This is a genomic window from Pseudomonas lalkuanensis (genome assembly GCF_008807375.1).
GTDB classification, from domain to species: Bacteria; Pseudomonadota; Gammaproteobacteria; order Pseudomonadales; family Pseudomonadaceae; genus Metapseudomonas; species Metapseudomonas lalkuanensis.
In genome coordinates this window covers 2,024,611-2,050,667 of sequence record NZ_CP043311.1, presented here as the reverse complement: position 1 = coordinate 2,050,667, position 26,057 = coordinate 2,024,611, and the positions used below count along the sequence as shown (strand labels likewise).

At 65.6% G+C, this 26,057-nt stretch carries 16 protein-coding genes; 10 read left to right on the top strand and 6 right to left on the bottom strand.

Annotated elements, in window-relative coordinates; genetic code table 11:
- The first annotated feature begins 257 nt into the window (after positions 1–257).
- Positions 258–3,212 carry an HD domain-containing phosphohydrolase gene (locus FXN65_RS09625; protein WP_151132945.1) on the top strand — a complete coding sequence of 985 codons (2,955 nt, stop codon included), beginning with the start codon at positions 258–260 and terminating at the stop codon, positions 3,210–3,212.
- 202 nt (positions 3,213–3,414) lie between these two features.
- Here FXN65_RS09625 and FXN65_RS09620 read toward each other — a convergent pair whose 3' ends face one another.
- Entirely contained in the window at positions 3,415–3,756 is a 342-nt protein-coding gene (locus FXN65_RS09620) for a YggL 50S ribosome-binding family protein (protein ID WP_151132943.1), read from the bottom strand.
- Between the two features lie 224 nt (positions 3,757–3,980).
- Here FXN65_RS09620 and dacB point away from each other — a divergent pair, with 224 nt between their 5' ends.
- The gene (gene dacB / locus FXN65_RS09615; protein ID WP_151132941.1) at positions 3,981–5,438 is read left to right on the top strand and encodes a D-alanyl-D-alanine carboxypeptidase/D-alanyl-D-alanine endopeptidase; all 1,458 of its coding nucleotides are present in this window, start codon (positions 3,981–3,983) and stop codon (positions 5,436–5,438) included.
- A 33-nt stretch (positions 5,439–5,471) separates the two neighbouring features.
- Here the strand turns inward: dacB and FXN65_RS09610 are convergent, their stop codons facing one another.
- Positions 5,472–8,249 (bottom strand): sensor domain-containing diguanylate cyclase, encoded by a 2,778-nt coding sequence (locus FXN65_RS09610; protein ID WP_151132939.1) that lies wholly within the window; start codon positions 8,247–8,249, stop codon positions 5,472–5,474.
- Positions 8,250–8,423: 174 nt separating this feature from the next.
- Positions 8,424–10,601, bottom strand: coding sequence for a bifunctional 23S rRNA (guanine(2069)-N(7))-methyltransferase RlmK/23S rRNA (guanine(2445)-N(2))-methyltransferase RlmL (gene rlmKL, locus FXN65_RS09605; protein ID WP_151132937.1), 2,178 nt, complete (start codon positions 10,599–10,601; stop codon positions 8,424–8,426).
- A 432-nt stretch (positions 10,602–11,033) separates the two neighbouring features.
- On the opposite strand from rlmKL, the gene rmf reads away from it, so the two are divergent.
- The gene (gene rmf, locus FXN65_RS09600; RefSeq protein WP_151132935.1) at positions 11,034–11,249 is read left to right on the top strand and encodes a ribosome modulation factor; all 216 of its coding nucleotides are present in this window, start codon (positions 11,034–11,036) and stop codon (positions 11,247–11,249) included.
- A 100-nt stretch (positions 11,250–11,349) separates the two neighbouring features.
- Here the strand turns inward: rmf and FXN65_RS09595 are convergent, their stop codons facing one another.
- Entirely contained in the window at positions 11,350–12,372 is a 1,023-nt protein-coding gene (locus FXN65_RS09595) for a quinone-dependent dihydroorotate dehydrogenase (protein WP_151132934.1), read from the bottom strand.
- A 57-nt stretch (positions 12,373–12,429) separates the two neighbouring features.
- A complete protein-coding gene (locus tag FXN65_RS09590; protein WP_151132932.1) occupies positions 12,430–12,651 on the bottom strand; it encodes a DUF2835 domain-containing protein in 222 nt (73 codons plus the stop codon).
- 147 nt (positions 12,652–12,798) lie between these two features.
- Here FXN65_RS09590 and FXN65_RS09585 point away from each other — a divergent pair, with 147 nt between their 5' ends.
- Positions 12,799–13,668, top strand: coding sequence for a DUF6685 family protein (locus FXN65_RS09585; RefSeq protein WP_151132930.1), 870 nt, complete (start codon positions 12,799–12,801; stop codon positions 13,666–13,668).
- 189 nt (positions 13,669–13,857) lie between these two features.
- Here FXN65_RS09585 and FXN65_RS09580 read toward each other — a convergent pair whose 3' ends face one another.
- Positions 13,858–18,720: an NAD-glutamate dehydrogenase gene (locus tag FXN65_RS09580; RefSeq protein ID WP_151132928.1), complete on the bottom strand. Its 4,863-nt coding sequence runs from the start codon at positions 18,718–18,720 to the stop codon at positions 13,858–13,860.
- 408 nt (positions 18,721–19,128) lie between these two features.
- Between FXN65_RS09580 and FXN65_RS09575 the strand changes: the two genes are divergently transcribed.
- The 6 genes from FXN65_RS09575 (at position 19,129) to FXN65_RS09550 (ending at position 25,953) form a co-directional block, all read left to right on the top strand.
- On the top strand, positions 19,129–20,088 hold the full coding sequence (locus FXN65_RS09575; protein ID WP_151132927.1) for an AAA family ATPase: 960 nt from the start codon (positions 19,129–19,131) through the stop codon (positions 20,086–20,088).
- A gap of 122 nt (positions 20,089–20,210) precedes the next feature.
- The gene (locus FXN65_RS09570; RefSeq protein ID WP_151138721.1) at positions 20,211–21,086 is read left to right on the top strand and encodes a DUF58 domain-containing protein; all 876 of its coding nucleotides are present in this window, start codon (positions 20,211–20,213) and stop codon (positions 21,084–21,086) included.
- The gene (locus tag FXN65_RS09565; protein WP_151132925.1) at positions 21,083–21,574 is read left to right on the top strand and encodes a DUF4381 domain-containing protein; all 492 of its coding nucleotides are present in this window, start codon (positions 21,083–21,085) and stop codon (positions 21,572–21,574) included. Before FXN65_RS09570 ends, FXN65_RS09565 begins: the two co-directional genes overlap by 4 nt.
- Positions 21,567–22,586 carry a vWA domain-containing protein gene (locus FXN65_RS09560; RefSeq protein WP_151132923.1) on the top strand — a complete coding sequence of 340 codons (1,020 nt, stop codon included), beginning with the start codon at positions 21,567–21,569 and terminating at the stop codon, positions 22,584–22,586. The genes FXN65_RS09565 and FXN65_RS09560 overlap by 8 nt, the downstream gene beginning before the upstream one ends.
- Positions 22,583–24,304 (top strand): VWA domain-containing protein, encoded by a 1,722-nt coding sequence (locus FXN65_RS09555; RefSeq protein ID WP_151132921.1) that lies wholly within the window; start codon positions 22,583–22,585, stop codon positions 24,302–24,304. Before FXN65_RS09560 ends, FXN65_RS09555 begins: the two co-directional genes overlap by 4 nt.
- Positions 24,304–25,953, top strand: coding sequence for a BatD family protein (locus FXN65_RS09550; protein WP_151132919.1), 1,650 nt, complete (start codon positions 24,304–24,306; stop codon positions 25,951–25,953). Before FXN65_RS09555 ends, FXN65_RS09550 begins: the two co-directional genes overlap by 1 nt.
- Positions 25,954–26,057: the final 104 nt, after the last annotated feature.

The following is a 26,057-nucleotide window of genomic DNA, read 5'->3' as shown; positions in this document are numbered from 1 at the left end:
GCATTCAGGAATCGACCTACCCCACCTTGCGTTTCCTCCTACAGCGGGGAGCTGATTTCGACGGCGGCACGCGTTCAATTCCCGCTAGATGACGGTCATTTCCATGGCCACCAGTGCTCCCGAACAATCTGGCGATCAACCATTTCCCGACGCGCCGCGCCGACAGGCCCCGCCCCATGGCAAATTGCACGACGGGCGTCACAAGCCTCATCTATGCTCCTGTAGCCCCTCAGGGATAGGGTTAAGGAGCTGCTGCAATGCCGCAAAAGTTCGCTGAGCGTCGCTTTCCGCTGCACGTGCACATCAGTGCGCTCTTCACCCTGCTCCTATTGTTCACCGGCGTGGTCCTGGGCCTGTTCAACTATCGCCAGACCAGCCAGATCATCCTTTCCAGCAGCGATGAACTCTTCGGCCGCATCAGCCAGGAAGTGGAAACCGACCTGCAGCAGACCTACCAACCCATCTACCACCTGCTCAACCTGCTGGCCCTGGGCGGAACCAACCAGCGCCTGAACAGCTTCGACCGCCTGGACATCCTGCTAAGGCCCCTGACCCAGGCCCTGCATGACAATCCCAAGCTGGCGGCACTCTACGTCGGCTATGACGATGGTGACTTCTTCATGGTCCGCCACCTTCGCAACGACATGCTGAAGAAGACCTTCAACGCCCCACTGAATGCGGTCTATCAGGTCTGGAGCATCGAGCGGGACAACCTGACCCGCGCCCGTTCCCTGACCTTCTTCTTCGACGGCCAGCTCAACGAGATAGTCCGCCGCCAGGAACTGAAGGAGCGCTACGATCCACGCAGCCGGCCCTGGTTCTACGGGGCGCTGGAGCAGGATGAACCGATCACCACGGCCCCCTATGTGTTCTTCTCCAGCGGCGCAGTCGGCACGACCCTGGCGCGCCCGGGCGGCAGCGATTCGGTGGTAGGCGCCGACCTGACCCTGGACGACCTGTCGGCCACGCTGGCCAGCCACCGGGTCACACCCTCGACCGAAGTGGTCCTGTACCAGCCCGACGGCCGTGCGGTTGCCTACCCCGACACCAGCAAGCTGGTCAAACGCATCAACGGCGCGCCTGAGTTGGGCGAGGTGAAGGACTTCAGCCCCCCACTCGCCGCCCTGATCGGCCTCGCCGGGCAGGAAGACTTGCGCACCAGCGCGAAGATCGGCGATCGCCGTTGGGTAATCGCGCGCCAGCATCTCGCCGAAGGCGGGCCCAAGGGCCTGAATCTGGCCATCCTCGCCCCCGAGGACGAACTGCTCGACGATGCCTACCGCATCCGCTGGCAAGGCGCGATGCTGACGCTGGCCATCCTGCTGCTGTGCATCCCGCTCGGCATCCTGCTTTCGCGCATCGTGGTCAAGCCACTGCGGGCGTTGGTGGTCCAGGCCGAAGCCATTCGCAGCTTCAATTTCAGCCTGCCTGCCATGGGGCGCTCGCCGGTGCTGGAGGTGGACCAACTGGCGGTCTCCATGGCGCGGATGAAGGAAACCATCTCCAGCTTCCTGGAGATTGCATCCAGTCTCTCGGCGGAAAACCGCTTCGACAACCTGCTACGCCGCGTCCTTGACGAAACCATCGACATCAGCGAAGCCTCCGGGGGCCTGCTCTACCTGATCGACAACCAGAAGGGCCGTCTGGAACCCCATGGCCTGTTCCTCAACGACCAGGAGCAGGATCTGGAAGCCCACGGCATCCGCGGCTTCGGCCTGGAAAGCCCGGCCATGCCGCACTGGCTCGACCTGCCGTCCCACGGCGGCCCCAGCCAGGTGTGCTCGTTCGGCTACGACCAGGCCGGCGCCTATCGGGACCTGCTGCAAACCCTGGAAAGCCCGCGAGTTCATCTGGTCAGCACCGGTCTGCATAACCGCCAGGGCATCACCATTGGCGTGCTGGTCCTGCTGCACCGCGACACGGGCAAGGAATCTCGCCCCGCCATCCTCAGGCCGGAACGCATCGCCTTCGTCGAAGCCATCTCCGGCGTCGCCGCGCTGTGCATCGAAAGCCAGCGCCTGCTGGAGAAACAGAAGCAATTGCTGGACGCCTTCATCCAGCTGATGGCCGGAGCCATCGACGCCAAGAGCCCCTACACCGGCGGCCACTGCCAGCGCGTGCCGGAAATTACCCTGATGCTGGCCCGTGCCGCCGCCGCCAGTAACGAGACGGCATTCCGGGGTTTCCAACCCACGGACGAAGAATGGGAAGCCCTGCATATCGCCGCCTGGCTGCACGATTGCGGCAAGGTGACCACCCCAGAGTACGTGGTGGACAAGGCCACCAAGCTGGAAACCCTGAACGATCGCATCCATGAAATCCGCACCCGCTTCGAGGTGCTCAAGCGCGACGCCTGGGTGCGCTACTGGCAGGCCCTCGCCCAGGGCGCCGACGAGAACGAACAGGCGCGGCTGCGGGACACGGAACTCGCCGCGCTGGACGACGACTTCGCCTTCATCGCCCGCTGCAACCTGGGTGGCGAAGCCATGGCCGAAGCCGATCAGGAACGCCTGAAAGAAGTAGCCGCACGCACCTGGACCCGCACCCTGGACAACCGCCTGGGTGTGTCCTGGGAAGAGGCGCAGCGCCTCGCCCGTACACCGCCGCAAACCTTGCCGGTGGAAGAAAACCTGCTGGCCGATCGGCCCGACCATCTTTTCGAGCGCCCCGCCACCGAACTGATGCCACCGGACAACCCCTGGGGCTTCAAGTTGCAGGTGCCCGAGTACAAGTTCAATCGGGGAGAGTTGCACAACCTGTCCGTCAGCCGCGGGACCCTGACCGATGAAGAGCGCTACATCATCAACCACCACATCGTGCAGACCATCCTGATGCTCAACCACCTGCCCTTCCCCGCGCATCTGGCGAACGTGGCGGAGATCGCCGGCGGGCACCACGAGAAGATGGATGGCACCGGCTATCCGAAGCGCCTGACCCGGGAAGAAATGAGCCTTCCGGCGCGGATGATGGCCATCGCCGACATCTTCGAGGCACTGACGGCGGTGGACCGCCCCTACAAGAAGGGCAAGACCCTCTCCGAAGCGCTGGGGATCATGACCGGCATGTGCCGTGGCGCCCACATCGACCCCGACCTGTTCGGCCTGTTCATCCGTTCCGGGGTGTACATGGACTACGCCAGGCGCTTCCTCAAGCCGGAGCAGGTCGACGCGGTGGACGAAGCGGCGATGTTGGCAAAGGCGGGGCTGGCCTGATCGGGAATCCGGTCCGAAATGCGAGGGGAAATTGTGGGAGCGCTTGCGATCGCGATGCAGGTCGAGGGCCTGCCCTGTTCGCTGCGGGTACTGGATTGCAGTCCGTTCGCGAATGGATCCGCTCCCACAGAAGTTGCCCTGCAAAACAGCGGGACACAAAAAAGGGCGCCAACAGGCGCCCTTCTTCCATCCGTCATCGCACTCAGGCGTTGACCGGATTCTCCGGGTACCACACGTCGATCAGCGGGCTGACGGTGGAACCGGCCAGTTCGGCGTGGCCCTTCTGCAGCCAGGCTTCCACCTGGGTACGCTGCTCGGCGGTTACCGAACCACGCTTGCCGAGGCAAACGAAACCGTAGTCCTCGGCACCGATGAAGCCCAGGCCATTGCTTTCGATCGCTTCGTCGATGAAACGCTCGAAGAACGCCGAAACCGCTTCCGGATTCAGACCCTCCTTGTAGCTGAGGGTGAGTTCGAAACCCAGTTCCTGGAATTCATCGACGCAAAGCTTCTTGCGCAGGCGGCGGGAGCGATTGGTGGCCATATGGCAGTTCCTCGGCATAAATGACGGGCGGCACTCTAGCAGCTTCCGTTGCAACTTGCCCGTTCGCGGTGCACCCGAGGTTGCACTGGCAGACGAAATGAGTCGCGAACCCATACCGTTAGGACGGGGTTACGGCATAATGCGCCGATTTCCCGAACCCTCGTGGGAACTGTCACCATGTCATCTTCTTTCGTTACCCGCCCTCGCCAGGAGGGCAAGCTTTGATGTTCAAGTCCATTCGTACCCTTACCCTTGCTGCCCTGATTTTCCCCGTGGCCCTGCCGCTGTCCGCCGCCCAGGTCAACACCAGCCTTCCCGCCAAGGTGCAGAAAGCACTGACCGCCAACAAGATTTCCTCCAACTCGCTGTCCCTGGTGACCCTGCCGCTCACCGGCCCGGGCGCCCAGACGCTGGTCAACGCCGATGTGTCGGTGAACCCGGCGTCCACCATGAAGCTGATCACCACCTACGCCGCCCTTGAGCTGCTCGGCCCCACCTACCAGTGGAAGACCGAGTTCTACGCCGACGGCCCGCTGAAGAACGGCGTGCTCAACGGCAACCTCTACCTCAAGGGTGGCGGCGATCCCAAGCTGAACATGGAAAAGCTCTGGCTGATGATGCGCGACCTGCGCGCCAACGGCGTGCGCGAGGTCACCGGCGACCTGGTGCTGGATCGCAGCTACTTCAACCACCCGCAACTGCCGTCCTTCAACGACGACGGCGGCGACGACAACAAGCCCTTCCTGGTCGGCCCGGACTCGCTGCTGGTCAACCTCAAGGCCGTGCGCCTGATCGCCCGCGCGGAGGGCGGCAAGGCCAGCCTGGCCATGGAGCCGCCGCTCGAGAACATCCGCATCGAAAACAAGCTGCAGGTGACCAAGGCCGCCAAGTGCCCCTCCTGGCCCGATGTGCGCTACAACCCGGTGACCCAGTTCGACGGTACCACCCTGATCGCCAGCGGCAAGCTGCCGGAAGGCTGCAGCGCCCAGACCTACATGTCCCTGCTCGACCATCCGGGCTACGCCGCCGGCGCCGTGCGCGCGTTCTGGAAGGAACTGGGCGGCACCATCAACGGCAAGGACCGTGCGGGCGATGTGCCCAAGGACGCCAAGCTGCTGGCCCGTTCCTTCTCCCCGGACCTGGTTGAAGTCATCCGCGACATCAACAAGTACAGCAACAACACCATGGCCCAGCAGCTGTTCCTCAGCATCGGCGCGCGCTACCGCACCGATGCCGACGGCGACGACGCCAAGGCCGCGCAACGAGTGATCCGCAACTGGCTGGCGAAGAAAGGCATCACCGCACCTCACCTGGTCATGGAGAACGGTTCAGGCCTGTCGCGCAACGAACGGGTCAGCGCCCGCGAGATGGCCACCATCCTCCAGGCTGCGTGGCAGGGCCCCTACGCCGCCGAGTTCATTTCCTCGCTGCCGCTGGTGGCGATGGACGGCACCATGCGCAAGCGCCTGCGCCGCACGGCCCTAGAAGGTGAAGCCCACATCAAGACCGGCACCCTGAACACGGTCCGTGCCATCGCTGGCTTCAGCCGCGACAGCAATGGCAACACCTGGGCCGTGGTGGCGATCCTCAACGATTCGCGCCCCTGGGGCGCGTCGGCGATCCTCGACCAGGTGCTGGTGGACCTGTACCGCCAGCCCAAGAGCGTGGCCGGCGCCAACTGACCCTGATGGCCGCCCCTTGCGGGCGGCCCTCTCTCACTCGGCGATACGGATCTGGTTGCGCCCTGCCTGTTTCGCCGCATAGACAGCGGCATCCACGCGCCGCAGCAGATCATCGGCATCTTCCCCATCTCGCCAGGCGGCGCAGCCGAAGCTGGCGCTCACCCGCCCTACCCCCGCCACGTTCTCCTTCGCCAGCGCCTGCCATAGCGCCTGGGCGACCTGGAATGCCTGCTCGACATTGGTGTCGGGGCAGAGTACGACGAACTCTTCACCACCCAGGCGGCACAGCACATCGATGCGCCGCAGGCGCTCGCCGACCCGCATGCACAGTGCCTTGAGCACCCGGTCCCCAGCCTCGTGGCCATGACAGTCGTTGATCTGCTTGAAGTGGTCGACATCCAGCATCACCAGCGCCAGCGGACCTTCGCGGCGCTCGGCGCGAGCGATCTCCAGGTCCAGGCGCTCCTGGAAGTAGCGCCGGTTGTAGACGCCGGTCAGGGCGTCGGTGACCGAGAGCGCGCGCAATTCCTGCTCCACCAGCTTCAACCCGGTGATGTCGGTGATGTAGCCGTGCCAGAGCACCGCGCCATCTTCTCCGCGTTCAGGTACGGACTCCCCGCGCAGCCAGCGCAGGCCCTGGCGCGGCAGGAGCACGCGGAAATCCTCGCGCCACGGCGTGAGCAATTCGGCGGAGCGGCGGATTGAGCTCTGCACCCGCTCCAGGTCATCGGGATGCACACGTTCCAGAAGGCCCATGGCATCGTCCCGCACCGTTTCCGGGTCCACTTCGAAGACTTCGAGGATGCCGGCGCTGGTATAGGGGAAGCTGAAGTGCTCATTGGGCTCCATGCGGAACTGGTAGAGCACGCCGGGCACCCGTGCGCTGAGTTTTTCCAGCAGGCGATCGCGGGCTTCCAGGGCCTGCTGCACATGCTTGCGCTCGGTGATGTCGATCGCCACCCCCAGGTAACCCACCAGCACTTCGCGCTCGTCACGCACCCCCGTGAGGATCAGGCTGCCGGTGAGACGACTGCCGTCGCGGCGCTGGAAGGTCCACTCCTGCTCGTCGAAGCGGTCGCCCGCCGTGACTTCCTCCACATAGGCCTGGAAATCCGGTACCAGCTTGCCCAGGCGCTGCCCGAGCGCCCGACAGCGCTCCGCCACCTCGCTCTCCAGATGCAGCACCACCGGATGGCGGCCGATCATTTCCACCGCCCGGTAGCCGAACATGCGCTCGGCGCCGACGTTGAATTGGAGAATGGCACCACGCAGGTCGGTACTGACGATCGCCACCTGGGTCGCGGCATTCAGCAGGCTGCGGAGCTGGCCGTGGGCCATGGCCAGCTGCAGTTCCACCGCCTTGCTGGAGCTGATGTCGGTCTGGGTGCCGATCATCCGCTGCGGCAGGCCATCGGGCCCCCGCTCCACCACTTTTCCGCGATCCAGCACCCAGATCCAGCGGCCGTCCTTGTGCAGCATGCGGTGCTGGCTCTGGTACACCGCGCTGACACCGCGCAGGTGGCGCTCCAGCTCCGCCCGCGCCAGCGGCTGGTCCTGGGGATGGATCAGCCTTCCACGCGCCTCGAGGCTGTCATCCACCTCGTCCTCCCCATAGCCGAGCATGGTTTTCCAGCCACGGGAGAGAAAAAAGCGCCCGGACTGGGGCTCCCAATCCCAGACACCATGCCCGGCGCCATCCAGGGCAAAGCTCCAGCGTTCCTCGCTGAGCTGCAACTCGATCTCGCGCTCACGCAGCGCTTCGGTGCGCTCGGCCACCAACGCCAGCGCGTTCTGCCGCTGGTTGACCATCAGCAGCAGGTAGCCCGCCAGCAGCAGCGTGAATACCAGGCCGCTGATCGCTACCAGATCGGCCGTGGACAATGTGTCCTGCGCGAGGAATCCCGCGCTGGGAAGCACCTCCAGCAAGTACTGACGGTCGCCGAAGGGCACCACGCGACGGTGCAGCAGATCGCTCGCCGGAGCCTCGGCGCTCTGGTAGATCAGCTGTTCATGGCCATCCTCGCTGACATCGCTGACCCGCATCACCAGGCTCGCCAGGTTGTCCGGCGCAATGGCCGCTTCCATCTCAAGGTTGAGGCTGACCACCGACACTACAAAACCACGCAGGCGCTCATCGCTTGGCGGATTGCCGTCGTAGACCGGCGCCAGCATGACCACGCCACTGGCCTCACGCTCTACCACGCCAATCACCTGCACTCGCTCGGTAACGGTGACGCCATGGCTGCTCCGCGCCTTGGCGATGGCGGCGCGGCGCTGCGGATTGGAGTTCAGGTCCATCCCCAGCGGCACCTGGTCGATGCGCGAGGTCACGCTGTAGTAGACCGGGAAATACTCCTGCCGAGGCGGACTGACCACCAGGCTGTCGCCCTTCAGGTCGCGGATGGCAAAGCCCGCCATTCCCTCTTCGCGGGCGCGTGCCTCGAACCGCTCCCGCTCGTTTCCGGCTATTCGCGGCACCCAGGAATAGACCAGGGTGTCACCCAGCAGCGGACCGACGAATCCCTGGAACTCGCCAAGGGTGACTTCACGGGAATTGTTGAAGAAGCGCTGGACGGCATCCAGCTCCTTGAGCTGCCCATCCAGTCGCTCCTGGATGCGGCTGATGCGCTCGCCAGCGGCCAGATTGAAACGTGTGCGCAACTGGTTCTCTTCGGCGCTGCGCACCGCCTGGCTGAGCAGGAAGGTAAGCGCCGCACCGCCGAAGACGGCCAACAAGCAGACCAGCCACACCAGCGGGCGGCCGGACAGCAATGCCGACAGGGTCAGTTTTTCCGGCGCAAGCGACTGCATGCTCACATCTCGAATCTGGGTGTGGAAATACCGTCCCTGTGAGCATCAACATAGCCAGGTAGTGGCACTTTGCCTAGAAACGCGCATGAGCAGCCGACCGCCCAAGGCAAACGCCGGACGACCGGATCTTCCGGCGGGTCGATCGGAGAGCTGGGGGCGAGGCGCGCAGGCGCCTCAGCGGGTGGTCAGGCGCCAGGCGCGGTGGATCTTGGCGTTACGGGCGAAGTCCGGGTCCAGGGTCTCGGCGCTGATCTCGGTGACCGCGTAGCGCGACTCCAGCCCCTCATCCAGCTGGAACTTGCGGAAGTTGTTGGAGAAGTACAGCACGCCGCCGGGCGCCAGTCGCGCCATGGCCAGGTCCAACAACTGGACGTGGTCGCGCTGCACGTCGAACACACCCTCCATGCGCTTGGAGTTGGAGAAGGTCGGCGGGTCGATGAAGATCAGGTCGTACTCACCACGGTCCTCGGCGAGCCAGGCCATCACATCGCCCTGCTGCAGCCTGTGCTTGTCGGAAAAGCCGTTCAGCGACAGATTGCGCCGAGCCCAGTCCAGGTAGGTCTTGGACAGGTCGACGCTAGTGGTGCTGCGCGCCCCCCCCTTGGCCGCGTGCACGCTGGCGGTGGCCGTGTAGCAGAAGAGGTTGAGGAAGCGCTTGCCGGCTGCCTCGCGCTGGATGCGCAGGCGGATCGGCCGGTGGTCGAGGAACAGGCCGGTGTCCAGGTAGTCGGTGAGGTTCACCAGCAGCTTCACGCCGCCCTCGCTCACTTCCGTGAAGCGCCCTTCACTGCCCTGGCGCTCGTACTGGCGGGTTCCGCTCTGGCGCTCGCGACGCTTGACGACGACCTGGGCCGGGTCCACATCCAGCGCCTGGGGAATCGCGGCCAGGGCATCGAGCAGGCGCGCCTGTGCCTTTTCCGGGTCGATGGAACGGGGCGGTGCGTATTCCTGCACATGCACCCAGTCGCCGTAGAGGTCGACGGCCAGGGCGTATTCAGGCATGTCGGCGTCATACAGGCGGTAGCACTGGATGCCCTCCTTGCGTGCCCACTTGCCCAATTGCTTGAGGTTCTTCTGCAGGCGGTTGGCGAACATCTGCCCGCCCTCGGAGAGACGCGCGGGCTCGGCGCGCGGAGTGACGCGATCGCCCTCCCCGGCCGCCCGTCGTTCGCCGGTCACGAACTGCTCCGGCAGCACCTTGAGCAGCAGCAGCTTGCACGCCAGGGCGCCGTTCCAGAAGGCGTACTGCTTGTGGCTGCGGATACCCATGCGCTTGCCCAGTTCCGGCGCGCCGGTGAATACCGCCGCTTCCCAGCCCATGCAGGCCTGGCGCAGGCGCTCGCCGAGGTTCTGGTAGAGGTAGAGCAGGCTGGCCTCGTCGCCCAATCGCTCGCCATAGGGCGGGTTGCTGATGACCAGGCCCTTCTGGTTCTGGTCCGGGCGCGGCTCGAAGGTCGCCAGCTCGCCCTGGTAGATCTTCACCCAGTCGCCAAGGCCGGCGCGCTCGATATTGTTGCGGCCCGGCTGGATCAGGCGCGGGTCCGCCTCATAGCCACGAATCCACAGTGGCGGCTTGGCCAGGCCCGCTTCGGCGCGAACCTGGGCTTCTTCGTGAAGCTTCTTCCACAATGCCGGTACATGCCCCAGCCAGTTGGAGAACCCCCAGCGCTCGCGCTTGAGGTTGGGCGCCATGTCGGCAGCCATCATCGCGGCCTCGACCAGGAAGGTGCCGACACCGCACATGGGGTCGGCCAGGGCACCGCCCTCGGCGGCGATACGCGGCCAGCCGGCGCGGATCAGGATGGCCGCGGCCAGGTTCTCCTTCAGCGGCGCGGCGCCCTGCTGCAGGCGATAGCCGCGCTGGTGCAGGCTGTGGCCAGCCAGGTCGATGGAGAGGATCGCCTCGCCCTTGTCCAGGCGCAGGTGAATGCGCAGGTCGGGGTTCACCTTGTCAACGGACGGCCGCACGCCGTCGGCGCTGCGCAGCTTGTCCACCACCGCATCCTTGACCTTGAGCGCACCGAAGTGGGTGTTGTCGATGCCCGAACCGTGGCCACTGAACTCCACCGCCAGGCTGCCACTGGGCATCAGGTGGTCATGCCAGTCCACCGCGAGCACGCCCTGGTAGAGATCTTCGGCGTTCTGCACCGGGAAACGTCCCAGCACCAGCAGCACCCGGTTCGCCAGGCGAGACCAGAGGCAGAGGCGGTACGCGGTTTCCAGGTCGCCCTGGCCACGCACGGCGGCAACCTGCTCGCGCACCTCCTGCAGTCCGAGTTGCGCGGCCTCTTCGGCCAGCAGGCCTTCCAGGCTCTTCGGGCAGGTGAGGAAAAGTTCGTAGCGGTCCGACATTGGAATTCCAGGGCCCATTCGAGGCGATCAGCGGCACAGAACCTGAGCTGTGCGGTAACAAAATATGTGACGTAAGGTCGCAGAGCGGCCCTTCGTCGGAATGAAAAGTCGTCAGATTCGCGCGCCAAATGAAATAGCACTGCGACATCATCGATCCGGCCAACCCCGAAGCCACGGGGCTTAGACAGAAAAGTGGCAAAAAATGCTTCCGTCAGCTTATGGCCGTTGCCACCTATAAGTTACGTCCTTATGACAAAACGATCATTCACATGCCTGGGGGCATTGGTTAGAACTCAGCTTAACCCGCCGCCGCAATGGCAGTGGATGAAGGCGCGTCACGCCGGCAACGCACCTTCGGGGCAGAGCACTTTCTGCCAGGTTCCACCTGTGGAACCAATGGACATAACAGTCAACAAATGAGGGCTACACCCTATGAGAAGACTTAAGCGTGATCCGATGGAACGAGCATTCTTGCGCGGCTATCAGCACGGCATCAATGGCAAATCCCGCGATCTTTGTCCTTTCACCCATCCCACCACACGGCAAGCCTGGATCAACGGTTGGCGCGAGGGCCGTGGCGACAACTGGGATGGCTACACCGGCGCCGCCGGTATTCATCGTCTGAACGAACTCCACGCCGTCGGCTGACACAGGATCACACCGACTTCACCAAGCACGCCCCATCCGGGCGGCGGGCGCAAGCCCAGGGGCTCCCTTGAAGGGAGCCCTTTTTATTTGCGCTCGATAATTACTTCTGCAGTCCGGCGATGGCGTCCACCGCTTCGCGGATCAGCGCCGGCCCCTTGTAGATGAAGCCGGAGTAGATCTGCACCAGGCTCGCGCCAGCAGCGATCTTCTCGGCCGCATGACGGCCTTCGGTAATGCCGCCGACCGCGATGATTGGCAGACGACCGCCCAGCTCTGCGGCCAGCACTTTCACGGTATTGGTGCTCTTCTCGCGCACCGGCGCGCCGGAGAGGCCGCCGGCCTCGTCGCCATGGGGCAGGCCTTCGACGCCTTCACGACCGAGGGTGGTGTTGGTGGCGATCACCGCGTCCATGCCCGACTCCAGCAGTGCCTGGGCAACCATGGCGGTCTCTTCGTCGCTCATGTCCGGCGCGATCTTGATGGCCAGCGGCACGTGCCTGCCGTGCTGGGCAGCCAGGCTTTCCTGGCGGCTGCGCAGCGCTTGCAGCAGTTGCTTCAGCGAATCGCCGAACTGCAGGCTGCGCAGGCCGGGGGTGTTCGGCGAGCTGACGTTCACCGTCACGTAGCTGGCGTGGGCGTAAACCTTATCCAGGCAGATCAGGTAGTCATCCACCGCGCGCTCGACGGGCGTGTCGAAGTTCTTGCCGATATTGATGCCCAGCACGCCGTCGTACTTCGCCGCACGCACACGCGCCAGCAGGTGGTCGACACCCTGGTTGTTGAAGCCCATGCGGTTGATGATGGCTTCGGCCTGGGGCAGTCGGAACAGGCGCGGCTTGGGGTTGCCCGGTTGCGGACGCGGGGTCACGGTGCCGATCTCGACGAAGCCGAACCCCAGCTGGGCGAAGCCGTCGATGGCGTCGCCGTTCTTGTCCAGGCCGGCGGCCAGGCCTACCGGGTTGGGAAACTCCAGCCCCATCACCTTCACCGGCAGGCTCGCCGGCGCCTTGGTCAGCAGGCGGTTGAGGCCCAGACGGCCACCGGCTCCGATAAGGTCGATGGACAGTTCGTGGGAAGTTTCCGGGGACAGGGAGAAGAGCAGCTCGCGGGCCAGTTTGTACATGGTCGGTCGGGCATCGATCGGCGATATGGGCCGGCGATTATAGCTGCGCGGCCCCCGTCACGCGAGGCGGCGCAGGCTGAGGAGTTTGCCGTCGGCGGAAAAATCCAGCTCGAAAGTACCGCGCACGCCCCCGTGCCCCAGGTACGGGCGCAGGTGCCGGGCCGGCAGGCTGACCTTGCGACCGTCACGACTGCGTAGCAGCACACGGTTGGCCCGACCTTGATAGACTGCGAGGAATTCGTCCGCAGTCAGGGAAATATCCAGCACCAGGCTGGGCATGGAGGCATCCTCGACAATGAAGAGCTGGATTCTGCCACACCGTCCGTTCGCTCTCGCTCCCCGCCAGGCAGAAATGTCCGACACCCGGTTCGCGCAGCCGGCAAGCCTCTGCCAAACTGCCTCCCGTGACCGGGGAGTATTCAGGCCATGAGTGAGATGCAGCCATCACCTTTGAGCGCCCGCCTGGCTGCAATCGCCCAGCGTTTCGGCTTAGGTAATTCCCCGCGCCGGGTGCTCGAGCGAGCCAGCCAACTGCGACTGCCCTTCCAGCAATTGCACCTGCCCGAGGACACCATCTGGTGGCAGTCCGGCCCGCCGTTGCAGCGGCTGGTGGAATTGCCACGCGGAGCGTTGTCCGGCCCCGTCCAGGACGACAAGGCCGAAGCCCATGCCGTTCTGGTGAAGGTAGTCAAACGCGGTGAGCAGCGCCTTTCCAGCTTCGACCTGCGCCAGATCGACGGGCTTTGCGGCGGCGACCACGAACCGACGCCCTCCCCCAGCTTCGAGGACTACCTGGCCGGCCTGGACAGCCGCAAGGTGCGAATCATCAGCTACAAGGACTTCATCAAGGCCATCAGCCTCCCGCTACCGCGCTTCCTCGCCGGCGAGCCCATCAGCCTGCTCCGTGCCGACTGGTACGGCTATCGCGTGTTCTGGAACGGCGAGCAGCATGTCGAAGCCTTCGCCGCCTCCATCGCCTATGCACGGCTGCGCGCGCTGGAAGCCACCCTCCCCGCCGAGATCACCGACTACAGCCTCGATCCCGACGGTCTGGCCGTGCTGGACGAGCGCTACCACGTCCTGGCGATGCCGGCGCAGGCCTGGAGCGATCCGGCCTTCATGGGGCTGCTGCTGGACGGCGGCATCCCCTATTCGCGCCTGACCATCCTGCGCAATTCCGGCACCCCGGAGTTCATCCTGCTGCCCAAGAAGCACGCTGAAGCCACCGCCCTGGGCGAAGGCTTGCGGCTGGCCGGAGCCGCGGATGTGGTGAAGTACCTGCGCGCGCTGGGCTAGGCCCACCACCTCCGCTTCAGAGCCGGTACGCGCGGCGCCCCTACCCCCTCCCCACAAATCACCGGGCCGACTGCAGGGTGCGCTGCGCGCACCGATTCCGTTGCACAACGCTGGCGTCCCATTCTCCGGGCCAAAAAAAGCCCCGCCGGAGCGGGGCTAGAGCACTAAAAACTTACGACATCACGGGCATCAGGGGATGCATACGCCGTGCTGGCCGCTCTGGGCCAGGTCCATGAGCTCGCGGTTGGCCACTGCGTACATGGCGTAGTCGGTGGCGGTGGAGGCACGCAGTTCGACCAGCATGGCCTTCCAGCGGTCCACCAGGGCACGGTGTTGGTCCAGCCACAGTGCCACACGCTCCTCGATGTCCGTCGGACCTTCATTCATCTGCAGGACCGAGACGGTGATCGCCCGCTGCTGCCAGTCCAGGTCGTCGCGGAAGGCTTCCCGCGCCAGCGCTTGCCAGTTGCTTTCCACCGGCAGGCTGGTGATCTGCTGCAGGTACCAGGACAGGTCCAGTGCACCGCCGACGGCGAAGTAGGCGGTGGCGACTTCGATAGTGTCCTTGCCGGTGACGTCCGACGCCTCGATGATCGGCAGCAGCGTATAGAGGTGGCTGGTGCCGGCCACGACGCGAGCCAGGTCCTCCGGTGCGCCGGCCTCGACGTAGGACTGGTAGCGCGCCAGCCACTGCTCGCGGGACGGGCCTTCCAGCAGCTCGTCCAGGCGGCCGGCCAGGGCCTCCACGCGCGGGCCGAAGTGATTCACGTCACGGGCGGCATTCTGGTCTTCGCGACGGCTGCGCAGGAACCAGCGGGTCGCACGGCGGCCCAGGCGCATCAGCTCGTCCATCAGGGTCAGCTGCAGTTCGGCCGGCACCTTGTAGTCCAGGGCCTCGATCTGCTTCCACCAGTGCGGCAGGCGGAATACATCGCGCACCACCACATAGGCGCCAGCCACGTTGGCCGCGCTCATGCCGGTGGACTCCTTCAGGCGCTGCACGAAGGTGATGCCCATGTGGTTGACCAGGTCGTTGGCGATCTGGGTGCTGATGATTTCGCGCTTCAGGCGGTGGCGACGCATGGACTCGCCGAAGGTTTCGGCCAGGCGCGCCGGGAACGCGGTTTCCATTTCCTGGGCCAGGTAGTCGTCGTCCGGCACCAGGGATTTGAGCAGCGACTCCTTGAGGTCGATCTTGCTGTAGGAGATCAGCACCGACAGCTCGGGGCGGGTCAGGCCCTGGCCATTGGCGATGCGCTCGTTCAGCTCCTCGTCCGTGGGCAGGAACTCCAGGCCACGGTCCAGCTTGCCGGCCGCTTCCAGGGCGGCCATCAGGCGCTTGTACTCGCCGATCTTCTCGCGGGCACGACGCTGCGCTAGGGACAGCGCCTGGGTCTGCTTGTAGTTGTTGCCGAGCACCAGGTTGCCCACGTCATCGGTCATCTCGGCCAGCAGCTTGTTGCGCTGTTTGCCGGTCATGTCGCCATTGGCCACGATCTCGTTGAGCAGGATCTTGATGTTGACCTCATGGTCCGAGCAGTCCACGCCGCCGGCGTTGTCGATGAAGTCGGTGTTGCTGGCGCCGCCGTTGAGGCCGTACTCGACGCGGCCCAGCTGGGTCATGCCGAGGTTGCCGCCCTCGCCCACCACCTTGGCACGCAGTTCGCGGCCATCCACGCGCAGGGCGTCGTTGGCCTTGTCACCCACGTCGGCGTGACTTTCGCTGCTGGCCTTGACGTAAGTGCCGATGCCGCCGTTCCAGAGCAGGTCGACCGGCGCCTTCAGCAAGGCATTCAGCAACTCGGTGGGGGTCAGCTTGTCGGCTTCGATCTCGAAGCGCTGCTGCATCTGCGGGCTGATGGCGATGCTCTTGGCGCTACGCAGGAAGATGCCGCCGCCTTCGGAAATCAGCTTGGTGTCGTAGTCGGCCCAGGAAGAACGCGGCAGCGCGAACATGCGCTGACGCTCATGGAAGCTGGACGCCGCGTCCGGGTTCGGGTCGATGAAGATGTGCATGTGGTTGAAGGCAGCCACCAGTTGCAGCTTGTCCGACAGCAGCAGGCCGTTGCCGAACACGTCGCCGGCCATGTCGCCGATGCCGATCACGGTGAAGTTGTCCTTCTGCACATCGATGCCGCGCTCACGGAAGTGGCGCTGCACCGACACCCAGCCGCCCTTGGCGGTGATGCCCATGCCCTTGTGGTCGTAGCCGGCCGAGCCACCGGAGGCGAAGGCGTCGCCCAGCCAGAAGCCGTACTCCTGGGCGATGCCGTTGGCGATGTCGGAGAAGGTTGCGGTGCCCTTGTCGGCCGCCACCACCAGGTAGGGGTCGTCGACATCATGGCGCACCACGTTGGCCGGCGGCACCACCTTGCCTTCCTTGAGGTTGTCGGTAACGTCCAGCAGGCCGGAAATGAAGATGCGATAGCAGGCGATGGCCTCGGCCTGGATATCGTCACGGCTGCCGCCCACGGGCAGGCGGCGCGGAATGAAACCGCCCTTCGCGCCCATCGGCACGATCACGGCGTTCTTCACCTGCTGCGCCTTCACCAGGCCCAGTACTTCGGTACGGAAGTCCTCCTCGCGGTCGGACCAGCGCAGGCCGCCACGCGCCACGTCGCCGAAGCGCAGGTGCACGCCTTCCACGCGCGGCGAGTAGACGAAGATTTCGAACTTGGGCACCGGGCGCGGGATTTCGGGAATCAGGCGCGGGCTCAGCTTGAAGCTGAAGTAGGACTTGTTCTGGCCGGCCGCGTCGGGCTGGTAGAAGTTGGTGCGCAGGGTCGCCTTGATCAGGTCCAGGTAGCGACGCAGGATGCGGTCTTCGTTGAGCACCGCGACATTGTCCAGCTCACCGAGGATGGCCTGCTCGAGCTTCTGCTGTTTGTCGTCCAGATCGTCAGCCGCCAGCTTGCGCGCCAGGTAGAAGCGGGTCTTGAACAGGCGCACCAGCTCCTTGGCGATGTTGGCGTGGTTCAGCAGCGTGCTGGCGATGTAGGACAGGTCGAAGCCCAGGCGGATCTGCTTCAGGTAGCGCGCGTAGGCACGCAGCAGGGCCACGTCGCGCCAGGGCATGGCGGCGGTCAGCACCAGGCGGTTGAAGGCATCGTTCTCGGCATGGCCGCCAACGATATGCACGAAGGCGTCCTGCAGGGTGTCGTTGAGCTCCTGGATATCGACTTCATCGCCCAGGGCGCTGGTGAAGGCGAAATCGTGGATCCAGTACTGGCGACCGTCCTGGCGCACCAGGCGGTAGGGGAATTCGCCGAGCACGCGCAGGCCGAGGTTTTCCAGGATCGGCAGTACGTCGGACAGCGCCAGCGGGTTGTCGGCGTGGTACAGCTTGCAATGCAGTTGCTGCTCGCCCTGGGCCAGCGGCTGGTAGAAGCTCATCACCAGCGGGCGCTCGTCGGACAGGCTGTACAGGTGCTGCATGTCCACCACCGCCGAGTGCGGGGCGAAGCGCTCGCGATAGCCGGCCGGGAAGCCTTTCGGGAAGTCGGCGAGCACGCGGGTGCCCTGCCCTTCGCCGAAGCTTTCGTTGATCAGGCTGGCGTAATCGTCCTTCCAGGAACGGCAGGCCTGGATGACTTCCTTCTCCAGCATCGCCGTATCGACGTGCAGCTTGTTCTTCGGATCCAGGCGCAGGATGAACTGCACCCGCGCCAGCACGGACTCGGAGAAGAAGGTCCAGAACTCGCAGTCGCTGGCCTGCAGGCGCTCCATCAGGATCTGCTGGATCTTCAGGCGCGTCTCGGTGGAGTAGACGTCGCGCGGGACATAGGCCAGGGCGTAGGCGAAGCGGCCATAGGGATCGCGGCGCAGGAACAGGCGGATCTTGTTGCGTTCCTGCATCTGCACGATGGACATGGCGGTGGTGAACAGATCATCCACCGGGGTCTGGAACAGGTCATCGCGCGGCAGTACTTCCAGAACCTGAGCCAGTTCCTTGCCCAGGTGGGCCTTGGCATCGAAGCCGGAGCGGCGCTGGATCTCGGCCACCTTGCGACGGATGTAGGGGATGCGCCCAACGCTTTCGGCGTACACGGCGGAGGTGTAGAGGCCCATGAAGCGGCACTCCTTGATCACCTTGCCCTTGGCATCCAGTTCACGGATAGACACGAAGTCCGGGTAAGCCGGGCGGTGCACGCGGCTCGGCTCGGCAGCCTTGGCGAAGGACAGCAGGCTGGGCTCGTGAAGGTAGGTCAGGGCCTCGGTCTCGATGTGCAGGTCTTCTTTCTTCAGGCCCGCGCGGCGGAGCCTGGAAACACCCAGCAGGGACTTCTCGTCGTAGACCAGATGGCCGCCGCTCTTCTCGTCGGCCACGGTGAATTCTTCATACCCCAGGAAGGTGAAGTGGTCATCCAGCAGCCACTCGATGAACACCTTCACTTCGGCCAGCTCTTCCCCGTCGACCTTGAGCTTGGCCTTGTCCAGCCAGGCCAGCAGTTCCTGGGCCTTGGCCTTCATCGGCTTGAAGTCGGCCACGGCCACGCGGACATCGCCCAGCACTTCCAACAAGGCCTTTTCCAGGGTCTTCATGGCGCCGTTGTTGGCGCAGCGGTCGATCTCCAGGAACATCATCGATTCCTGGCGCACGTCCTTGCCCTGGGTGCCCTTGGGCAGGACTTCCACCAGCTCGCCCTTGGCATTGCGGCGCACGCTGATGACGTTGTTCTGCAGGGTATGGATGCTGTAACCGCGGCGGTTCAGCTCCATGCGTACCGAGTCGACGAGGAACGGGATGTCCGGGTGCAGCACTTCCACGGCGGTGTGGGTGGATTGCCAGCCGTGCTTCTCGTAATCAGGGTTGAACACCCGCACTTCGGGGCTCGCGGGATCGAAGCGCTCCAGCAGGCGCCAGGAAGACAGGGTGCAGCCGACAAGGTCGGACAGCCGGCGCTGGGTCAGTTCGTCGAGCGCGATGATGCCGAAGAATTGCTCGGCGAACAGGGCTACTTGTGGCAACGCCTTTTCGCTGACGTGCTGCGCCAGGGCCGCTTGCAGTTGGTGCTGGAAGTCGGCTTTGCTGGCTGCGGTGAAGGACGTCATGGTTGTGCTCCGCTGGGCTCGTTTCGTTGGAATTAAGCGTAGAACGCCTACGTGCGGAGGAAGGGCCACAGGTCGATCCGGGCAGTGTGACCCTGCTCCGGGAGAACGCCGGTAGACAACTGCGACCCGGCGGTCACCATTGCCGCGAAAGCTTAACGAGGGAGCAACGCGGGACGCTTACGGCGCTGCGACATATTCGTTCAATCAGAGTCCGCCTGTGCCGATGCAGGAATTCCAACTCGAAGCTGTAGGAATGGGCTACTCAACGCCCACGAATATTCGCCCGCATCACGGAACCAACGCCTGAATTCAGGCTCTTCTAGGCCGCCTACCCTGGTCTGGATTAAAGTTATGCGTCAACAACGGAGGGCTTACAGCTCTCTTTTCCCCAGTTCAACGAGCCCATCGATGGAACACCGTGAAGCGCTAGTCGCCCTGCGTAACTTCCTTTCCACCCAGATCCTTGGCCAGGAAAAACTCATCGACCGCCTGCTGATCGCGCTACTGGCAGACGGTCACCTGCTGGTGGAGGGCGCGCCCGGCCTGGCCAAGACCAAGGCCATCAAGGACCTGGCGGACGGCGTGGAAGCCGAGTTCCATCGCATCCAGTTCACCCCGGACCTGCTGCCGGCGGACATCACCGGCACCGAGATCTACCGCCCGGAGAACGGCAGCTTCGTGTTCCAGCAGGGACCGATCTTCCACAACCTGGTGCTGGCCGACGAGATCAACCGCGCACCGGCGAAGGTGCAATCGGCATTGCTGGAAGCCATGGCCGAGCGCCAGGTGTCCATCGGCCGTTCGACGTACGACCTGCCGCCGCTGTTCCTGGTGATGGCGACCCAGAACCCCATCGAACAGGAAGGCACCTACCCCCTGCCCGAAGCCCAGCTCGACCGCTTCCTGATGCATGTGCGCATCGGTTTCCCGGATGCCTCGGTGGAACGCAAGATCCTCCAGCAGGCCCGCGGCGAAGCGCTGCACGGCGAAACCAGGGCCGAGCATCAGGTCAGCCAGCAAGCGATCTTCGCCGCGCGCAAGGAAATCCTCGGGCTCTACATGGCCGACGCGGTGGAGGAGTACCTGGTGCACCTGGTCATGGCCACCCGCACCCCGGCAAAGTTCGACCCCGAGTTGGCCGAGTGGTTGGCCTGGGGCGCCAGCCCGCGCGGCTCCATCGCCCTCGACCGCTGCGCCCGCGCCCATGCCTGGATGGCTGGCCGCGACTTCGTCAGCCCCGAAGACATCCAGGCGGTGCTGTTCGACGTGCTACGCCATCGCCTGATCCTCTCCTTTGAGGCGGAAGCTGCCGGCATCGACCAGGACCGGGTGATCCAGCGCATCCTGGATGTGGTAGCGGTGGCCTGATGCGCCTGAAAGCGGCGGCCTGGAAGTTCCGGGGCAGGAAGCGCAGTCCGGCGGCGTCCGGGTTCGCTCCACCGGTCGCCAGCGCGGAAGGCGTGCATGTCGACCTGGCCGAGCTGATCGACATGCGCCACCGGGTCCGGGAAGTGCAACTGTTCTCCAGCCCCGCGCGCCGCAGCCCGCTGATCGGCCTGCACCATTCCAAGCTGCGTGGCCGTGGCGTGGATTTCGACCAGGTGCGCATCTACCAGGCCGGCGACGACGTGCGCACCATCGACTGGCGCGTCACCGCACGCACCCAGGAGCCCCATACCAAGCTTTTCCACGAAGAACGCGAGCGGCCGGTGTTCATCATTGTGGAACAGACCCAGCGGCTGTTCTTCGGCACCGGACTCGTATTCAAGTCGGTGCTCGCCGCCCAGGCCGCCAGTCTCATGGGCTGGGCGGCGCTGGCCCACAACGACCGGGTCGGCGGCCTGGTGTTCAGCGACCACGACCACCACGAAATCAAGCCACGGCGCAGCAAGCAGAGCCTGCTGCAACTGCTCAGCCGCCTGGCCCGCGCCAACCAGGCCCTCGGCAGCCCGGGCAGCGCTCAGCGCGAGGGCTTCAGCCTGGCCCTGCGCCGCGCCCGCGAGGTGCTGCGTCCGGGCAGTCTCGTAGTGATTCTCTGTGACGAACGCGCCCTGTCCGAAACCGCGGAACAGCAGATCGCCCTGCTCTCCCGCCACACCGACCTGATCCTGATGCCGGTTTCCGACCCGCTGGACCACGCCCTTCCCGCAGCCGGCCTGTTGCGCTTCGCCGAGCAGGGCGCCCAGCTGGAACTGGATACCCACGCGGCGGACCTGCGCCAGGCCTATCGCGAACAGGGCGAAGCCCGCATCGCACGTTGGGAACGCCTGGCCCAGCGTCTCGGCGTGCTGCTGCTGCCGCTGTCGACCCAGGAAGGCATGATCGAGCAACTGCGCGACTACCTGCAGCACCGGGGTGCGCGATGAGTCCGCTGGATGGGCTGGAACCGCTGATAGCCCCGGCCGCCATATCGTGGTGGCCCCCCGCGCCTGGCTGGTGGTGCCTGCCGCCGATGCTCGGGTTGCTGGGCTGGGGCCTGTGGTACTGGTGGCGGCGGCAAGTGCGGCAGGATGCCGTGGAAACCGAGCAACCGCTGGACCCGGCGCGCCAGGCTGCGCTGGAGGAACTGTCGCGCCTGTCCAAACCCTATGACGGCGCGCCGGCCGGCCCCTGGCTGCAGGAACTCAACGGACTGCTCAAGCGTCTATGCCGCATGCACTACCCCGGAGACCACAGCCACACCCTGAGCGGCCGCGCCTGGCTGGCCTACCTCGACAACCGCTGCCCGGCCGCCGGCCTGACCCGCTGGATGATCCTGGTCGAAGGCGCCTACCGCCCGCAGTGCAAACTGGATGACAAGGCCATCGCCGGCCTCTACCAGTCCGTCGAGACCTGGATCCGCAAGCATGTTTGAGTTCGCCTGGCCCTGGATCTTCATTCTCGCCCCGTTGCCCTGGGTGCTGCGCGTGCTGCTGCCACCGGCGGACAGCGGCGACGCGGCGCTGAAGGTGAGCTTCCTTGCCGACCTCGAAGGCCTGATCGGCCGGCGCGCCCGCGCCAACCTGCCGGCCTGGCGCCAGCAGGCCCCCTTCGTCCTGCTCTGGCTGTTGCTGCTCTGCGCGGCCGCCCGCCCGGAATGGGTCGGCGAACCGCAACCACTGCCCACCAGCGGCCGCGACCTGTTGCTGGCGGTAGATGTGTCCGGCTCCATGGACTACGCCGACATGAGGTGGGAGGAGGAAGACGTCAGCCGGCTGACCCTGGTGAAGCACCTGATGGGCGAGTTCATCGACGGTCGCCGTGGTGACCGCATCGGCCTTATCCTGTTCGGCAGCCAGGCCTACGTGCAGGCACCGCTGACGTTCGACCGCGAAACCGTGCGCACCTGGCTGGATGAAGCCATGATCGGCATCGCCGGCAAGAACACTGCCATCGGCGACGCCATCGGCCTGGCAGTGAAGCGCTTGCGCCAGCGCCCCGCCAACAGCCGCGTATTGGTCCTGATCACCGACGGCGCCAACACCGGGGGCGAGATCGACCCGCTGACTGCCGCGCGCCTGGCGGCCGAGGAGCAGGTGAAGATCTACACCATCGGTATCGGTGCCGATCCGGAACAAAGCGACGTGCTCGGCATCCTCGGCCTCAACCCGAGCATGGACCTCGACGAACCCACCCTGACCGCCATCGCCGAACAGACGGGTGGCCAGTACTTCCGCGCGCGCAGCAGCCAGGAACTGGAACAGATAGAGGAAAGCCTCGACCGCGTGGAACCGGTGACCCAGCGCGCCAGCCAGGCACGTCCGGCCTACTCCCTCTACAGCTGGCCCCTGGCGCTTGCCCTGCTGCTGAGCATCGCACTGGTCTGCCACGTGCTCTGGCCCCACGCCCTGCAGCAGCGCCCGCAGTGGTTGCGGAGGCGCACGTGATGGAACTCTGGCCCCACTGGTTGCGCCCTGCCTGGCTGCTTCTGCTGCCCCTGCTGGGCTGGCTGCTCTGGCAACTCTGGCACCGTGAACGACGCAGCGGACGCTGGGAGCAACTGCTGCCCCGTGCCTTCCAGCCCTGGCTCCTCAGCGGCGGCAGACTGGGCAACAACCGCTTGCCCTGGATGGCCCTCGGCCTGGCCTGGCTGCTGTGCCTGGCGGCGCTGCTGGGGCCCAGCTGGCAACTGATGGAACAAAGCACGCAGAAACGTGCCGACCCGCTGGTGGTGATGCTGGAACTGACGCCGTCGATGCTTGCCACCGACATCGCACCGAGCCGCCTCGAACAGGCCAAGCGCAAGCTGCGCGACCTGCTCGACGCCCGTCGCGACGCGCAGACGGCAATCATCGTCTATGCCGGTAGCGCCCACAGCCTGGTGCCCTTGTCCGACGACCTGATGACCAGCCTCAACCTGATCGACGCCCTGAAGCCCTCGATCATGCCGGAGAAAGGTCACCGCGCCGACCTGGCCGTCGCCCGGGCCCTCAAGCTGCTGGAACAGGGTGCCCAGGGTCAGGGCCGCCTGCTGCTGGTCACAAGCGGCCTCGACGACCAGGAACAGACAGGTATCCGCAAGACCCTCGGCTCCCGTTCGGAGCGCCTGGCCATCCTCGGCATCGGCACCGCGGCGGGCGCCCCCATCGCCCAGGAGGACGGTGGTTTCCTCAAGGACGACCAGGGCGCCATCCTCCTGCCCAAGCTCGACAGTGGCCAGCTGCGCCGCTTCGCCGCCGAGCTGGGCGGCCGCTACAGCAATGTCCAGCTCGATGAAGATGACCTGCGCGACCTGGGCTTGCTCGATGGCCCCGGAAGCCTGCGCGACACTGGCGAAATCGCCCGCCTGGCGGACTGGGCCGACCAGGGCCACTGGCTGCTGCTCCCCCTGCTGCTGATCGCAGCCTGCGCCGGGCGCCGAGGCTGGCTGTTCTGCCTGCCGCTGTTGCTGGTACTGCCGCGCCCGAGCCTGGCCATGGATTTCGAGGACCTCTGGCTGCGCCCGGACCAGCAAGGCCAGCGCCTGTTGCAGGCCCAGCAGCCTGCCGAGGCGGCGCAGCACTTCAATGACCCACGCTGGCAAGGCATGGCGCTCTACCAGGCCGGCGACTATGCCGAGGCCGCCGCTCGCTTCGCCCAGGGTGACAACGCGGCGGACCACTACAACCGCGGCAACGCCCTGGCCCAGGCCGGGGAGCTGGAAGCGGCGGTCGACGCCTACGATTCCGCGCTGCAACGCCAGCCCGACCTGGCTGCGGCAAAGAAGAACAAGGCACTGGTGGAGGAACTGTTGCGGCAGCGCGCGGCCGAAGCCAGTAGCAATGACCCTGACCAGCAAGGCAGTGAGCAGCAACAAACCGGCCAGACCGGCGAGCAGAGCACGGCGCAAACCCAGTCCGGTGAGCAGAACGCGGACAACGAGTCTCCACAGCAAGGCAGCGGCGAAACCCCGCCGGGCGGCCAGACTCGCTCCGCCACCGGCGGCAGCGCCGAAGAAGCGACGCCTACGGATGCCGCCCAGGCCCAGACCGCCAGCACCGAGCCCCTGGGCGAAGAGCGTCGCCAAGCCCTCGAACAATGGCTGCGGCAGATTCCGGACGACCCCGCCGAACTGCTGCGCCGCAAGTTCTGGTATGAACAGCAACAGCGCCAGGAAGAACAGTGATGACGCGCCTGCTATGCACCCTCCTCCTCAGCCTGCTGACGTTGGCCGCCCAGGCCGCCGGCTTCTCCGCCAGCGTCGACCGCACACGGCTGAGCGAAGGCGAGACCGTCGAGCTGACCCTCGAATCCTCCGACCCGACCCTGTTCGGCAAGCCTGACCTGACACCGCTGGACACCGCCTTCGAGGTGCTCGGCACGCGCCAGATCAACCAGCTCAGCACCCTCAACGGCAAGAACGACCGCGCCACTCGCTGGATCATTACCCTGCAGCCGAAACAGACCGGCTTCGTCACCATTCCGGCGCTGAAGCTGGGGGATGTCCACAGCGCGCCGATCACCCTGCAGGTGGCGAAGGCCGAGAAGTCCGAGAAATCCGGCCGCAGCAACCTCGCCCCGGTGTTCATCGACGCCAGCCTGGACCAGGAAAGCGTATACGTGCAGGCCCAGGCCATCCTCACCCTGCGCATCTACCACTCGGTTTCCCTTTATGACGACAGCAGCCTGAGTCCGCTGCAGATGGACGACGCCCGCGTCGAACAACTGGGCGATCCGCGCACCTATGAAAAAGAAATCAACGGCGTACGCCACGGCGTGATCGAGGTGCGCTATGCCGTCTTCCCGCAGAAGAGCGGCGTGCTGAACATCCCTCCGCAGGTGTTCAGCGCCACCCTGGTGGACCCGGCCAGCGAAACCGGCTACCAGCCCTTCGGCCCACGCCCCGGCAAGCTGACCCGGGTGAACTCGCCGCGCATCCCGCTCACGGTCCTGCCCAAGCCGGCCGACTACCCCGCCGATGTGCCCTGGCTGCCGGCGCGCAACCTGGTCCTGACCGAGTCCTGGAGTCCGGACCCCGGCAGCGTACAGACCGGCGACTCGCTGACCCGCAGCCTGATGCTGAACGTCGAAGGCCTTTCCAGCGCGCAGATCCCTCCCCTGCCGGCCACCCAGGCCCAGGGCCTGCGGCGCTATCCGGACCAGCCGCAACTGGGCAACAAGATCGACGAGCGAGGACTCATCGGTAGCCGCGAAGAGCGCGAAGCCCTGGTGCCCACCACCAGCGGCCGCCTGGAGTTGCCGGCGGTCAGCATCACCTGGTGGAACACCCGGGATAACCGCCTGGAGCGCAGCGAGATCGCCGCGCGGACCCTGGAGGTCGCCATCAACCCCGAGCTGGAAGCCAACCCGGCGCAGAGCGCGGGAACGGCGGTCGGCAATGCGGTCGTCCTGGCGCGACTCTGGCCCTGGCAACTCGCCTGCGCCCTGCTCGCCTGTACCACCCTGCTGGGCTTCGGCCTCTGGTGGCGCGCACGTCGCCAGCCGGCGATCCTGCCCACGGTCCAGACCGGCCCGAGCCCCCGCACCCTGCTGGACGAATTGCGCCGCGCCTGCCAGTCCAACGATTCCCACGCCACCCGGCAGGCCCTGGACAACTGGGCCCGCCAGCAACCGGAAACCCTCGCCGACATGGCCGCCCGCTTCGTCCCGCTGTCCGATGCCATGGACGGGCTCAACGGTGCCCTCTACAGCGAAGCCGGCCAGCACTGGCAGGGTGAAGACCTGTGGAAAGCCATCCGCGCCCTCCCCGCTCCCCAGGTGGAACAGCAAACCACGGGTGAGCCGAGCCAACTGCCTCCGCTGTATCCGCGCTGACCCTCTAGCCCCATCCCTTTGGGGCCAATCCATTCGCCGGGCAGGACGCAGGCCAACCCTGGGTTGGCGTTGAGCCCAGCCATACCCAACGCGCTGAGGTTCGG